The sequence below is a fragment of the Ottowia thiooxydans DSM 14619 genome (assembly GCF_000422885.1).
Classification (GTDB): domain Bacteria; phylum Pseudomonadota; class Gammaproteobacteria; order Burkholderiales; family Burkholderiaceae_C; genus Ottowia; species Ottowia thiooxydans.
On the sequence record NZ_AUGX01000067.1, the window covers coordinates 1 to 14,003 of the forward strand.

The following is a 14,003-nucleotide window of genomic DNA, read 5'->3' on the forward strand; positions in this document are numbered from 1 at the left end:
GTGTTTCGCTTCCCGGTTGACCGCTATGCTGACCAAATCCTGCCTTCGCGGCCAAATGCATCGATAACTGGCACCAATGGATGAAACCGACCACGGTTTGACGCCACGAATCGCAGATTTGAAAGTGAACAGGAAAGTCAATGAAATCAACGATCTACCAACACCACCTCCGCGCCAGTGCTAGCTTTTCGTACCGTCACTTATTGCACTGAAAACGAGGAGACCCCAACAGCAACGCGGCGGCCAGCAGGCCCCAGGCCAGGCCTGCCGGCATCAGACGCAGCGCCAGCAGGAACAGGCCGAACACCAGCAGGTTCAGCAGCGCGTCGGTCCGGTCGATACGGGCTGCCGAAGTGTGCCGGGCCGGTGGCAGCAGCCGCCAGGCGGCCCCGGCGCCCGCCAGCGCCAGCAACGCAGTGCACAGGTAGAGCCAGCGCCACGAGCCCCAGGCCAGCACCACGGCCGCCAATGTAGGCGCCAGAGTCATCGACAGCGCGGTGGCGGTGGACAGGGTCGCCAGCGCCCGCGCCAGCTGCGACGCGGGCAGCGACGCGCGCAGCAGCGCTGTGTTGACCGCCATCACGCCGGCCGCCCCGATGCCCTGCACCACCCGGGCCAGCACCAGCAGCGGCAGCGTCGGAGCGGCCGCGCTCAGCAGCGCGCCCCCGCCCAGCACCAGCAGGCCGCCGAGGTAGATGCGCTTGAAGCCGATCTGCTGCCCCAGCGCGGCCAGCGGCAGCAGCAGGCCCAGCACCACCATCTGGTACAGGTTGACCACCCAGATCGCCGCATCCCGGCTGCTGTCGAAATCCGCCGCCACCCGGGGCAGCAGCACCGTGACGGCCATGCTGTCGACCACCACCAGGCCGATGACCAGGACCTGCAATCCCTGGGCCAGCCAGGGCCGGGTGGAGGCCAACGGTGCTCAGGCCACGACGCGGGCGGAACGCAGCCCGGCGATCTCGTCCGCCGACAGCCCGAACTCGGCCAGCACCTCGTCGGTGTGCTGGCCCACCGTCGGCGCCTCGCTGCGCACCGACAACGGTGTCTCGGAGAACCGTGCCGTCGGCCGCACCCGGCGGATGCGCCCCTCGGTCGGGTGCTCGACCGTCTCGAAGAAGTCGACCGCCTTCAGGTGCGGGTGGTCGACCAGCTCCTCCAGCGCATAGATCGGCGTGCAGGGCACGTCCAGCGCCTCGCAGCAGGCCACCCACTCGGCCGTGGTGCGCGACGGCGTGATCGAATGCATGTCGCCGTACAGCTCGGCGATGCGGGCATTGCGCTGGTGGCGGTCCGACATGTCGTACTTGGCCGCCAGGTCCGAGCGGTCGACGAACGCAAAAAAGGCGTTCCAGTGTTTTTCGGTGTAGGGCAGCATCGCGATGAAGCCGTCGGCCGTGCGCGCCGGCCGCCGGCCGCCGGTGAGGATGCGCTGGTAGCCGGCCGGCTGGGTGCTGCCGTCGAAGGTCAGCCCGCCCAGGTGTTCGGCCAGCACGAACGAGGTCAGGGTCTCGAACATTGGCACCTCCACATACTGGCCCACACCGGTGCGGTCCTTGCAGACCAGCGCGCCGAGCATCGCCGTCGCCAGCGCCAGGCCGGCCGTTTTGTCGGCGATCAGCGAAGGCACGTAGTCCGGCGCCGCGTGGCCGATGCCGTTCAGCGCGGTGAGTCCGCAGGCCGACTGGATGATGTCGTCGAAGGCCGGGCGGTCGCGGTGGGGCCCGTCCTGGCCGAAGCCGGTGGCTGCGCAGTAGATCACCGACGGATGCAGCGCGCGGACCTCCTCGTAGCCGAAGCCCAGCCGCTCGATCGCCTGGGTGCGCATGTTGTGCACGAAGATGTCGGCGCTGGGAATCATGCGGCGCAGCAGCGCGCGCCCCTGTTCGGTCTTCAGGTCCAGCGCCACCGAGCGCTTGTTGCGGTTGACGGCCAGGAAGATCGAGCTCATGCCGCGGCGCTGCGACACGCCGTTGGCCCGCATGCCGTCGCCGGCCAGGCCCTCGACCTTGATGATCTCGGCCCCCATGTCGCCGAGGATCTGCGTGGCCAGCGGGCCGAACACCACACCGGTGAGGTCCAGGATGCGTACGCCGGCCAGCGGGCCGGGCTTGGAGTGGCTTGGTTTGTCCATGGTGATGTGCCTGAGGTTCAGCGGGGCAGTTGCACCAGGTCGCGCGCGATGACCATGCGCTGCACCTGGCCCGTGCCCTCGACGATGTCCATTGCCTTGATGTCGCGGAAGATCTTCTCGATCACGCTGCCGCCCGCGGCAGCGGCGGGGCCGGCGATCTCCATCGCCAGCTGGGCCGCCTCCAGCGCAGCCGCCGGGCCCAGCGCCTTGGCCATCGAGGCCTGTGGCACGTTGGGCATGCGCTGGTCGGCCATCCAGGCGGCGTGCAGCGCCACGAGCAGGGCGCTCTTCAGCCGGCGCTGCATGCGCTCCAGCCGGTCGGCCACCCGCGGCAGCGCGATCGCCCCCGAGGCGCGGGCCAGCCGCAGGGCCTCGTCCAGTGCGGCGCGCCCCATGCCCACCGCCATCGCACCAACGGCGGGACGCCCGGAGTTGAAGGTGTCCATCGCCCCCTTGAACCCTGCCGCCTTCTCGTAGTAATCGGCACCGCCCAGCAGGTTCTCGTCCGGCACCCGGCACTGGTTCAGGAAAAAGCTGATCGATTCGTACGAGCGCAGGCCCATCTTCGATTCGGTGCGGAAGCCCTCCATGCCCGGCGTGCCCTTCTCGATGACGAAGGCCCGGTGGCCGCGGCGGCCCTGGCCCGGGTCGACGGTGGCCCAGACCACCGTCCAGTCGGCCCGCTCGGCGTTGCCGGAGAACGCCTTGGCGCCGTTGAGCACCCAGCCCCCGTCGACCTTGGTCGCGCGGGTGCGGATCGCCGCCACGTCGGAGCCGCCCGAAGGCTCGGTCATCGCAAACGCGCCCCAGCGCGGGCGCTCCGGCGCCAGGAACGGCGACAGTAAACGCCGCTTCTGCTCTTCCGTGCCCATGCCCAGCACCGGCCGCTCGCCCAGGCCCGGGCCGGGCATCGCGATGCTGATGCCACGGTCCCAATAGGCCAGCTCCTCCGAGACCAGCACGTGGGCGACCGCGCTGCGTTTGTGTGGTGCCTGGCCGTCGGGCCGCCAGCTGGTGCGACCGAAGCCCAGCGCCAGCATGTGGCGGAACAGCGGATGGTCGGTGGCCAGCGGGCCACCCTGCCGATCCGCCTCCAGGCCGGCCGGCCGGAACAGTTCGCGGCCCAGCGTGCGCGTACGCACCAGCTCGGCCTGGATGTCCGCTGGAATCTCGAAATTCATGCCGTGCCCTCCGCCGCCACGGCCGGCGCCGACAGCAGGAAAGCATGGTGATGGCCGGTCCCGGCGCCGGACACCGGGCGCGGCACACCATCGGCCCACGCGGCATCGATGCCACCGAGCATCAGCGACAGGGTTTTCAGCTCGCGCATGTATTTCTCCACCGGGTAGTCGCGCATGAATCCGGAGGCGCCGTGCACCTGCAGCGCAAACGGACCGACCAGGTCCGCGGCCTGGGCCGCCTCGGCAAAACACTGGGCCGCCTCCTCGGCCACGGCCGCACCCTGGTCGTAGCGGGCCGCCGCCTCCTGCAGCAGCAGCCGCGTGCCGGACACGGCCATGTGCATGTCGACCAGCGCAAAGGCCATGGCCTGGTGGTGGGCCACCGGCTTGCCGAACACCACACGGTCCACCGCATAGTCCCGCGCCACCGACACCGCCGCGGCCATCTGGCCGACCATCGCCGCAACGGCACACAGGCGCGCGTAGGCCAGGACCCGGCGGGCCGCCGCCGCATCCGTCATGCTGTGAGCAATGGGTGCCGCCTGCAGCACGATGCGCGAGGCGCCCGAGGCCAGCAGGCCGGCCCCCGGCACCGGCTCCAGCCCCCAGGGCCCGGTCAACAGGTGCAGGCTGTCGCCGCGCAGCACCAGCAGCCGGTCGAGCCGCGCGAGCGGCGCCCACTCGACCACCCCGCTGATCCGCCCGTCGGCCAGCACCAGCGACTGGCCGGCGTCCACGTGCAGGTAGGCCGTGGCACCGGGCTCGGCGCACCGGTCCGCCAGCCAGCGTTCGCGTCCGGCCGCACCACCAAAGGCGGCCAGCGCCTGCCAGGCCAGCGCGTTGTGGTTCAGCGCCGGCACGGCGCCGGCATCGGCCGTGGCCAGTGCCTCGAGCACCACACAGCGGTCCAGCAGGCCGAGTCCGGCGCCGCCGTCGTCGACCGGCCAGTCGATGCGCGCCAGGCCGAGCTCGTCGAACTTGGCCAGCACCTCGGGTGCCAGCGCCCGGCCGGCCTCGTGCCGGCGCTGGGCCGGCGCCAGGAATTCGGCCGCGAACTTCTTGGCCAGCTCCTGGCACAAGCGCATGTCTTCAGTGGGATTCCAATCCATGGGATACCTGTGGGTTGCACCGTGTGGGTGCCGCGCCGAACGCGGCCGCCGTCACTGCGGCTTGATGCCGACCTTGTCGGCGATGCTCTTCAGCCGGTCGTACTCTTCCTTCTGGAACGCGGCCTGCTGCGCCGCGGTCAGCGGCATCAGCGAGCCCCCGCCGAACTTCGCCTGGTAACCCCGTGCGTAGTCGGTGTCGAGGATCTTCTGCATCGCGTTCTCCAGCACGGCCGCCACCGGCTCCGGCGTGTGTTTGGCCGCGTAGACCGACAGCCAGGTCAGGTACAGGTACTCGGGAAAACCGGCCTCCTGCACCGTCGGCACCTCGGGCACCTGGAAATGGCGCTTGTCGGAGGTGACGCCCAGCGCCCGTACCTTGCCGGCCTTGATGTGGGTGACCGCGCCGCTGATGTCGACCAGCGCCGCGTCGATGTGGCCGCCCTCCAGGTCGGTCATGATCTGGGTCTGGCCCTTGTACGAGACGTTCTGCAGCTTGGCACCCGACAGCTGAGACAACCAGGCATTCGCCAGGATCTGGCCGGCCGAGTAGGTGGCGATGTTCAGCGCATGGGGCCCGCTCCTGGCCGCCTCGGTGAACTCCTGCAGCGTCTTGTACGGCGAGCTGACCGGCACCAGGTAGACCGACATCGAGCGGCTGAGGCCGGAGATCGGCCGCAGGTCGTTGAACGGGTCGTAAGCCAGGCTCTTCTCGGTCAGCGGGTTCACCGTGATCGGCGAATTGCTCGCCATCAGCAGCGTGTAGCCGTCGGCCGGCGCGTTCTTCAGCGTCATCACGCCGATCGCGCCGTTGGCGCCGGGGCGGTTCTCGACCACCACCGGCTGGCCCAGCAGCTTGCCCAGCGGTTCGGCGTAGTACCGTGCCGCCGTGTCGGTACCGCTGCCGGGCGTGAAGGGAACAATGATGCGCAGCGGCTTGCTGGGGAAACTGGACTGGGCGGCGGCCACGAGGGCACAACCCGCCAGCACACAACTCGAAACCATCCTGGACAACAGGTTCATCGCGTTACTCCGGAAAACAAGGAAGAGGGGGTTGAGGGACTGCTACATGTCTCCGAAATCCGGACGCCGCCGGGCCAGCGCGGCATCGACCGCCTCGGCATGGGCGGGTGTGTATTGGGCGAGGGCCTGGGCCGCCGCGGAGATGGGCAGCACGGCATCGAGCGACAGGTCGTCGGCCTGGCGCATCAGCTTCTTCGTCAGGCGCAGCGTGGCGTTCGCATTGGCGGCGACCTGGCCGGCCAGCTCGCGGGCACGCGCCATCAGCGCGTCGGGCTCCAGCACCTCGGAGACCAGGCCCCAGCGCAGCGCCTGGCCGGCGTCGATCGTGCGGCCGGTGAACATCATCTCGGCGGCCGCCGCATGGCCGATGGCCCGCGGCAGCAGCCAGGCCCCGCCGTCGGCCGGCACCAGTCCGATGCGCACGAAGCTGGAGGCGAACTGCGCCGATTGCGAGGCGATGCGCATGTCGCACATGCAGGCCAGGTCCAGGCCGACGCCGATCGCCGGGCCGTTGATCGCGGCGATGCTCGGTACCTCCAGCTGGTAGAGGCTGCGCGTCAGCCGGTGGATGCCCTGGATGAAGCTCTGCTCGATCACATGCGGCAGCACACGGGGTGTGGCCTGCAGCTTGCGCTGCATGGCCTTCAGGTCGCCGCCGGCGGAGAACGCCGAACCGGCGCCGGTGACGATGGCCACCCGCACGCGGGGATCGGCGTTGACCTCGCCGCAGACCCGGATCATGTCTTCGCGCAGCGTGTCGACGAAGGCATTGCGGGCCTCGGGGGCGTTGAGGGTGATGGTCGCGACATGGTCGGCGACGTCGAGCAGGACGGTAGACATGGCGGGCTTTCGCAGGGGGGAGGCCGATTCAGATCGGCGCCCAGTTGAAGACGTCGGCGGTTTCTTCCAGCGGCGTGAGCCCGTTGCGCATCGCCGGCAGCGCATGGGCGGCGATGGCCTCGGGTGTCCAGCCCTCGGACTGGTGCACCGACTTCAGCGGCCGCGGCTGGCTCATCAGCATGATCTCGTTGCCCCGCACGGCGAACACCTGGCCGTTGACATCGGCCGCCAGATCGCTGGCCAGGAAAACCACCAGCGGCGCCACCTTGGCCGGTGTCATCAGCTGCTGCTTGCGTTCGGCCGCGCGCTGCTGTTCGGGTGTGGTGACCGGGATCGAGGCCACCATCCGGCCCCAGGCGAACGGCGCGACGCAGTTGGAACGCACGCCCGAGCGCTGCAGGTCGATCGCGATGGTGCGCGACAGGCCGACGATGCCCATCTTGGCCGCCGCATAGTTGGCCTGGGCCCGATTGCCCACCAGGCCCGAGGTCGAGGTCATGTGGACGAAGGCCCCGCCGCCCTGCTCCTTGAAGAAGCCGGCCGCCGCGCTGCTGGTGTAGAAGGAGCCGTACAGGTGCACCTTCAGCACCGCGTCCCACTCCTCGTCGCTCATCTTGTGGAAGAAGCGGTCGCGCAGGATGCCGGCGTTGTTCACCACACAGTCGATGCGACCGAAGGCCTCGACCGCCTGGCCGATCAGCCGCACCGCGCCTTCGCGCGTCGCGATCGAATCGGTGTTCGCCACCGCCGAGCCGCCGGCGGCGCGGATCTCGCGCACCACCGCCTCGGCCGGCCCGGTGTCGTTGCCCTCGCCGCTCAGCGAGGCGCCGATGTCGTTGACCACCACACACGCGCCGGCCGCGGCCAGCTGCAGCGCGATGTCGCGGCCGATGCCACCACCGGCACCGGTGACCACGGCCACCTTGTTGCGCATCGATCTGCTCATTGATTCACCTCGTTTGATGCTTGAAAAACGGCGCGGCCATGGCCGATGACCTGGGTCTCGCGCGCCGGGACATGGCCCTCCAGCGCGATGTGGCTGCCTTCTTCCCACAGCCGGAACTCCACCGCCTCGCCCGGGTACAGCGGCGCGGAGAAACGCACGTCCAGCGCCACCAGCCGCTCGGCCCGCCCACCGGCGCAGGCCCGCACGGCTGCCACGGCCGCCGCGCCATAGGTCGCCAGGCCGTGCAGGATCGGACGCGGAAATCCGGCGCGCTGCGCAAAGCCCGGATCGATGTGCAGCCGGTTGCCGTCGCCACACAGGCGGTACAGCAGCGCGGCATCGGGGCGCGTGGCGAGCACGGCCCGGTGGTCGGGCACACGGGCCGGCGCGGCCACCAGCGGCGGCGGCACCTCGGCGTCCAGCACCAGGTCGGCGTCCGCGGTGGCGGAAAACCCGCCGTCGCCGCGGCAGAAGAACAGCTGCCAGGCCCGTCCGTAGGCCTGGCCATCCTCCGACTCCAGCGTCTTGCAGACGGTGACCAGCGCACCCTTGCCCGCCCCCTTGTCGACGACACGCACCACCCGCGAGTGCCCGACGATGCGCCCCTGGGCCGGCAGCGCGCGGGTCAACGCGATGCGCTGCTCGCCATGGACCAGCCGGGTGTAGTCGATCGCCAGCGCCGCCTCGTCCCGGGCCCAGAAGCCGGGCGAGGCCAGCACCGCGGCCATGCTGGGCAGGGCCACCTGGTCGGCCTCGTCGACCAGGCGCAGCTGCCCGGCATCGAGTGGATCGCTCACCGCCCCCACCGCCAGTGCGTACAGCGCGCTGTCGCGGGCCGTGTAGTCCTGCACCACGGTGCGCTGCCAGCGGCCGAGGGCTTCGAGGTTCACGCCCGCTCCTCGTCGAGCACGAACACCGGCACACACACGGTGCCGGCACGGGCGAAGGCCACCCGCACCGGTGCCGCCACGGCCGCGCCGCCGGCCAGGCGCGCGGCCGGCGCATCGACCAGGTTGGACAACATGCGCACGCCCTCTTCCAGGTCGATGAAGGCCAACACCTGACGGTCGGAGGCCGCCGCGGCCACCGTATAGGTGTGGATGTGCCCACGGCCGCTGGCGGGCTGCCAGTCGACGCGGTCGGAGAAGCAGTGCGGACAGCTGCGCCGCGGGTAGTAGTGCGCCTTGCCACAGGCCTCACAACGGCCGATCAGCAGCCGGCCCTCGGCAGCGGCGGCGAAGAACGGGGCGTTCTCGGGATTGGTGGCCGGCACCGGCCATTGGCGGTCTTCGGATAAGAACATCGATCAGTCCCGTCCCAGGATGAGGGTGGCACTGCCGTGGCGCGTGCCGAGATTGCCGCCGGTGCCCTGGGCCAGGGCCAGGCCGCAGTTGGCGACCTGGACCTTGGGGTGGGCTTCGCCGCGCAGCTGGCGCACCGCCTCGATCACCTTGGTGATGCCACCGCGGTTGGCCGGATGGTTGTTGCACAGGCCACCACCGTCGGTGTTGAAGGGCAGCCGGCCGATGCCGGAGATCAGGTTGCCGTCCTGCACGAAGCGGCCGCCCTGGCCCTTGGCGCAGAAGCCCAGGTCCTCCAGCTGCAGCAGCACGGTGATGGTGAAGCTGTCGTAGATCGAGGCGTACTGGATGTCGGCCGGCGTGACGCCGGCTTCGGCGAAGGCCAGCGCACCGGACTGCCGGGCGCCGGTGGTCAGCAGCCCGTCCCAGCCACCGAAGGCGCCCCGCACCGATTCGCCGGCACCCATCACCGAAACGATGGGGCGCCCGAGGCTGCGGGCGATCTCGGGCCGGGTCACCACCAGCGCACCACCACCGTCGCTGACCACACAACAATCGAGGCGGTGCAGCGGGTCGGAGACCAGCGGCGAGTTCACCACGTCCTCCACCGTCACCGGGGTGCGCAGCATCGCATGGGGGTTGTGCTGTGCATGGGCGGCGGCCGCCACCTTGATCCAGGCCAGCTGCTCGGCCGTGGTGCCGTATTCGTGCATGTGGCGCCGCGCGACCAGCGCATAACCGGCGACGGTGTTCATGCCGAACGGCGACTCGAAGGCCACGTCCGGCGAGGTGGCGCCGTATTCGCGCGGCTTGGCGCTGGCGGCGTCGGTGCGCGGCTTGCCGGCCAGCGTGATCAGCGCGACATTGCATTTGCCGGCGGCGATCGCCTGAGCCGCATGGGCGACGTGGATCAGATAGGACGAGCCACCGGTCTCGGTGGAGTCCAGGTGCCGGAGCCGCAGGCCCAGGTAGTCCACCATCGACAGCGGCCCCAGGCCAGGCGCATCGCCGGCGCAGAAGTAGCCGTCGACGTCGGACAGCGCCAAGCCGGCATCGGCCAGCGCGCCGCGCGCACACTCCGCATGCAGCTGTGCGGTCGAGTGCTGTTCGGCCTTGCGCAGCGGATGCTCGAAGGCACCTGCGATGCAGGCTTTTCTCTTGATGGTCATTGGAGCGGGGACAGAGTGGGAAACGGAGGGCGCCGGCGGGATCGGGCCTCAGACCGCCTGGATGCCGGCGATCCGGGCGATGCGCTTCCAGCGTTCGATTTCCTCTTTCTGGAAACGCGTGAAGTCCTCGCCGATGGCCATGGACAGCGCAGCGGTCGACGACTTGCCATAGAAGCCCTTGACCTCCGGCTGCAACGCGCCCTGTGCAAAGGCCCGGCGCAGATAGTCGACGGTGGCCTGCGGGGTCTTGGCGCTGACCACGGCAGCGCCCCAGTTGAAGGCCAGGAACTCCGGCAGGCCGGCCTCGGCCGAGGTCGGCACGCCCGGGTAGTGCGGCGAGCGCTCCTCGGCGGTGAAGGCCAGTGCGCGGATCACACCCGAGGCGGCCAGCTTGATCGAGCTGCCCGAGTCCACCACCGCGTAGTCGGTCACGCCGGAGGCCACCGAGTTCACCGCTTCCGAGGCCCCCTTGTACGGCACCTCGGTGCCCTTGATGCCGGCGATGTTGTTGAACCACTCGGTGTACAGCATGTAAGAGGCGCTGCCGCTGGCGTAGTTGAGCGCGCCGGGCGCCTGCTTGGCCTTGGCGATCAGCTCGGCCATGCTGCGGATCGGCGAGTTGCCGGGCACCACCACCAGGCACGGGGCCATGGTCATGCGCGCGATCGGCACGAAGTCGCGTTCGGGGTCGTAGGGCATGTTCTTCAGCAGCACGGTATTGGTCGACAGCACCGAGTTGCTGCCCAACAGCAGCGTGTGCCCGTCGGCCGGCTGCGACAGCACTGCCTGCACGGCGATGAAGCCATTGCCGCCACCACGGTTCTCCACCGTCACCGGCTGGCCGGACATGTCGCCCAGCGCCTTGCCGAACAGGCGCGCCGTGGTGTCGGTACCGCTGCCGGCCGGAAAGGGCACAACGAACTTGAACGGCTTGCTGGGGAAGGGCTCGGCCGCCTGCGCCCGGCCGATCCAGGCCGGCAGTGCGGCCGAAGAAGCGATGGCGCCGGCGGCCTGTACCAGGCGGCGGCGGCTGATCTGATGAACACTCATGTGAACCTCTAGGTTGGGCGCGCCCGGCAGGGCACGCAGCTTGCAGTGGTGGCGCGCATCGGCGCCGGCTACTTCTGGCAGTCCCCAGTTGTTATCGGTAATTCGCGAGATGGTTGCGGGCGACCAGCCAGCGGTGCACTTCGGTCGGCCCTTCGTAGATGCGCATCAGCCGGGCCTCGTTGGCCATCTGCTGCAGCGGCAGTTCCTTGGTCATGCCCATCGCGCCAAAGGCCTGCATCACGTTGTCGATGACCTCCCAGGCCATCTCGGTGGCGAAGACCTTGACCATGGAGACCTGGGTCCGGGCCTCGTCGCCGCGGTCGACCCGGGCAGCGGCCTCGTGGACCATCAGCCGGCAGGCGTGCAGGCGGGTCAGCGCATCGGCGATCCACCACTGGATGGTCTGGCGCGAGGACAACAGTTCGCCGAAGGTCTTGCGCTGCACCGCGTGCGCACACAACATGTCCAGCGCCCGCTCGGTACGGCCGATGCACCAGGCCGCCATCTGCAGGCGCCGGCTCGACAGGCGGCGCTGCATCGGGCCGAAGCCATTGCCTTCGCGGCCCAGCAGCTGCGCAGCCGGCACACGGCAGTTGTCCAGCAGCACCTCGTAGGTGTACTTGCCACCGATCATCGGGATCAGGCGCTCGACGATGAAACCCGGCGTGCCCTTGTCGACGATGAAGGCCGAGACCCCGCCGCGCGAGCCCTTGGCCTTGTCGGTCACCGCCATCACGATGGTCCAGTCGGCCTTCTCGGCACGGCTGATCCACAGCTTGCGGCCGTTGATCACCCAGTCGTCGCCGTCGCGCACCGCGGTGGTCCGCATCGCCGACGGATCGGCACCGGCGCCGGGCTCGGACACGGCGATGGCCGAATGGGTCTCACCTTTGGCGTACGGCAGCAGGTAGCGGTGGCGCTGGTCCTCGTTGACGGTTTCCAGCAGCATGCGCAGGTTCGGCGAATCGGGCGGCAGCTCGTAGGGCACGACGGTGCGGCCGAACTCCTCGTAGACACCGACCATCGCCGCCACCGGCATGTCGAAGCCACCGAATTCCTCGGGCGCGTCCAGGCCCGCGAGGCCGATCTCGCGGGCCGCGGCATCGAGCCGCGTGCGGTCCTCGGCAGGCAGGGTCAACAGGCCGGTGCCGGTCTCGCGCGCCAGCACACCGGGCTCGAGCGGTAGCAGATGCTCCTTGATGAAGCGTGCCACCAGTTCCTGCAGCATGCGGAATTCTTCGGGTTGCTGGAAGTCCATCGGTTCGCCCCTCCCCGGCTCAGACCTGTTGTGCCAGCGTGGGCACGGCGGTGAACAGGTCGGCGACCAGGCCGTAGTCGGCCACCGAGAAGATCGGCGCCTCTTCGTCCTTGTTGATCGCCACGATGACCTTGCTGTCCTTCATGCCGGCCAGGTGCTGGATCGCCCCGGAGATGCCGGCGGCGATGTAGAGCTGCGGCGCGACGATCTTGCCGGTCTGGCCGACCTGCAGGTCGTTGGCCGCATAACCGGCGTCCACCGCCGCCCGGCTGGCACCGATGGCCGCACCCAGCTTGTCGGCCAGCGGGGTCATCACCTCGGTGAACTTCTCGGCGCTGCCCAGCGCCCGGCCGCCGGAGACGATGATCTTGGCCGCGGTCAGCTCGGGCCGGTCGTTCTTGGCGATCTCGGCGCCGACGAAGCTGACCTGGGCGCTGTCGGCCGCGGCCGCCAGGCTTTCCACCGCGGCCGAGCCGCCGGTGGCGGCCGCGGCGTCGAAGCCGGTGCTGCGCACGGTGATGACCTTCACGGCATCACCGCTCTGCACGGTGGCGATGGCGTTGCCGGCGTAGATCGGGCGCTCGAAGGTGTCGGGGCCAGGAGAGTGCTGGGCCGCTCCCGAGCTCTCCTGCCCCCCTCGGGGGGCGGCCTGCTCCGCAGGCCTGGGGGCAGTCGGGATCACCTTGGTGATGTCGCTGATCTGCGCGACATCGAGCTTGGCCGCGACGCGCGGGGCGACGTTCTTGCCGCTGGCGGTGGCCGGGAACAGGATGTGGCTGTAGTTCTTGGCGACGCCCAGCACCAGCGCGGCGACGTTTTCGGCCAGGCCATGGGCCAGGCCGGCGGCGTCGGCGTGCAGCACCTTGGCGACACCGGCGATCTGGGCGGCGGCCTTGGCGGCTTCGGCGGCGTTCTGGCCGGCGACCAGCACGTGGACGTCGCCACCGCAGGCCAGCGCAGCGGTGACGGTGTTCAGGGTGGCGGGCTTGATGGTGGTGTTGTCGTGTTCGGCCACCACGAGAACATTTGCGAGTGTGGTCATTTGTTCGGCTCCCTTAGATCACTTTGGCTTCGGTCTTCAGCTTGGTCACCAGCGTGGCGACATCGGGCACCTTGACGCCCGCACCGCGCTTGGGCGGCTCGCTGACCTTCAGCGTCTTCAGCTTCGGGGCCACGTCCACGCCCAGGTCCTCGGGCTTGACGGTGTCGAGCTGTTTCTTCTTGGCCTTCATGATGTTGGGCAGGGTGACGTAGCGCGGCTCGTTCAGCCGCAGGTCGGTGGTGATCACCGCCGGCAGGCTCAGGCTCAGCGTCTCCAGGCCACCGTCGACCTCGCGGGTGACCTTGGCCTGGTTGTCGGCGATCTCGACCTTGCTGGCGAAGGTGGCCTGCGGCAGGTCGGCCAGCGCGGCCAGCATCTGGCCGGTCTGGTTGCAGTCGTCGTCGATGGCCTGTTTGCCCAGGATCACTAGGCCGGGTTGTTCCTTGTCGACCAGGGCCTTCAAGAGCTTGGCCACGGCCAGCGGCTGCAGTTCCACGTCGGTCAGCACATGGATGGCGCGGTCGGCGCCGATGGCCATCGCGGTGCGCAGGGTTTCCTGGCATTGCTGCACGCCGCAGGACACGGCGATGACCTCGGTGGCCACGCCCTTTTCCTTCAGCCGCACCGCTTCCTCGATGGCGATCTCGTCGAACGGGTTCATGCTCATCTTCACGTTGGTGATGTCCACGCCACTGCCGTCGGACCTGACGCGGACCTTCACATTCGAATCGGTGACTCGCTTGGTGGCGACGAGGATCTTGGTCATGCTAATGCCTGGCATTTATTGAATAATTGTCTGTCGACAGACATTTATTATTTACTGAGTTCAGAAAAGAATGCAATAAATTTCTGCGACTTGGGGTCTCCTCGTTTTCAGTGCAATAAGTGACGGTACGCAAAGCTAGCACTGGCGCGGGGGTGGTCTGGGTAGACCGTTGATTTCATTGACTTTC

General features: G+C 69.2%; 14 protein-coding genes. All 14 read right to left on the reverse strand.

The genetic code is table 11. The annotated features are described in order from the left end of the window. Positions 1-196 precede the first annotated feature (196 nt). The 14 genes from G518_RS36990 to G518_RS0125760 all read right to left on the reverse strand — a co-directional run bounded on the left by G518_RS36990 (position 197) and on the right by G518_RS0125760 (position 13,816). Positions 197-919 carry an MFS transporter gene (locus tag G518_RS36990; RefSeq protein ID WP_051237403.1) on the reverse strand — a complete coding sequence of 241 codons (723 nt, stop codon included), beginning with the start codon at positions 917-919 and terminating at the stop codon, positions 197-199. 6 nt (positions 920-925) lie between these two features. After that, positions 926-2,134: a CaiB/BaiF CoA transferase family protein gene (locus tag G518_RS36995; RefSeq protein WP_036596173.1), complete on the reverse strand. Its 1,209-nt coding sequence runs from the start codon at positions 2,132-2,134 to the stop codon at positions 926-928. Positions 2,135-2,151: 17 nt separating this feature from the next. Continuing rightward, the gene (locus G518_RS0125705; protein WP_028604940.1) at positions 2,152-3,315 is read right to left on the reverse strand and encodes an acyl-CoA dehydrogenase family protein; all 1,164 of its coding nucleotides are present in this window, start codon (positions 3,313-3,315) and stop codon (positions 2,152-2,154) included. Continuing rightward, complete coding sequence (locus G518_RS37000; RefSeq protein WP_051237404.1) at positions 3,312-4,424, reverse strand: acyl-CoA dehydrogenase family protein; 1,113 nt, start codon at positions 4,422-4,424, stop codon at positions 3,312-3,314. Before G518_RS37000 ends, G518_RS0125705 begins: the two co-directional genes overlap by 4 nt. A gap of 51 nt (positions 4,425-4,475) precedes the next feature. Beyond that, positions 4,476-5,444: a Bug family tripartite tricarboxylate transporter substrate binding protein gene (locus G518_RS0125715; protein ID WP_051237405.1), complete on the reverse strand. Its 969-nt coding sequence runs from the start codon at positions 5,442-5,444 to the stop codon at positions 4,476-4,478. A gap of 42 nt (positions 5,445-5,486) precedes the next feature. Next, positions 5,487-6,284 (reverse strand): enoyl-CoA hydratase-related protein, encoded by a 798-nt coding sequence (locus G518_RS0125720; RefSeq protein WP_028604942.1) that lies wholly within the window; start codon positions 6,282-6,284, stop codon positions 5,487-5,489. Positions 6,285-6,312: 28 nt separating this feature from the next. Beyond that, complete coding sequence (locus tag G518_RS0125725) at positions 6,313-7,230, reverse strand: SDR family NAD(P)-dependent oxidoreductase (RefSeq protein ID WP_028604943.1); 918 nt, start codon at positions 7,228-7,230, stop codon at positions 6,313-6,315. Further along, on the reverse strand, positions 7,227-8,120 hold the full coding sequence (locus tag G518_RS0125730; RefSeq protein ID WP_028604944.1) for a MaoC/PaaZ C-terminal domain-containing protein: 894 nt from the start codon (positions 8,118-8,120) through the stop codon (positions 7,227-7,229). Before G518_RS0125730 ends, G518_RS0125725 begins: the two co-directional genes overlap by 4 nt. Next, positions 8,117-8,533, reverse strand: a complete 417-nt coding sequence (locus tag G518_RS0125735) for a Zn-ribbon domain-containing OB-fold protein (RefSeq protein WP_036596175.1) — start codon at positions 8,531-8,533, stop codon at positions 8,117-8,119. The genes G518_RS0125730 and G518_RS0125735 overlap by 4 nt, the downstream gene beginning before the upstream one ends. 3 nt (positions 8,534-8,536) lie before the next feature. After that, positions 8,537-9,700 carry a thiolase domain-containing protein gene (locus G518_RS0125740; RefSeq protein ID WP_028604946.1) on the reverse strand — a complete coding sequence of 388 codons (1,164 nt, stop codon included), beginning with the start codon at positions 9,698-9,700 and terminating at the stop codon, positions 8,537-8,539. A gap of 48 nt (positions 9,701-9,748) precedes the next feature. Next, positions 9,749-10,750: a Bug family tripartite tricarboxylate transporter substrate binding protein gene (locus G518_RS0125745; protein ID WP_028604947.1), complete on the reverse strand. Its 1,002-nt coding sequence runs from the start codon at positions 10,748-10,750 to the stop codon at positions 9,749-9,751. Positions 10,751-10,841: 91 nt separating this feature from the next. Then, positions 10,842-12,008, reverse strand: a complete 1,167-nt coding sequence (locus tag G518_RS0125750) for an acyl-CoA dehydrogenase family protein (protein ID WP_028604948.1) — start codon at positions 12,006-12,008, stop codon at positions 10,842-10,844. 19 nt (positions 12,009-12,027) lie between these two features. After that, positions 12,028-13,050 carry an electron transfer flavoprotein subunit alpha/FixB family protein gene (locus G518_RS0125755; RefSeq protein WP_028604949.1) on the reverse strand — a complete coding sequence of 341 codons (1,023 nt, stop codon included), beginning with the start codon at positions 13,048-13,050 and terminating at the stop codon, positions 12,028-12,030. 13 nt (positions 13,051-13,063) lie between these two features. Then, the gene (locus G518_RS0125760) at positions 13,064-13,816 is read right to left on the reverse strand and encodes an electron transfer flavoprotein subunit beta/FixA family protein (RefSeq protein ID WP_036596180.1); all 753 of its coding nucleotides are present in this window, start codon (positions 13,814-13,816) and stop codon (positions 13,064-13,066) included. Positions 13,817-14,003: the final 187 nt, after the last annotated feature.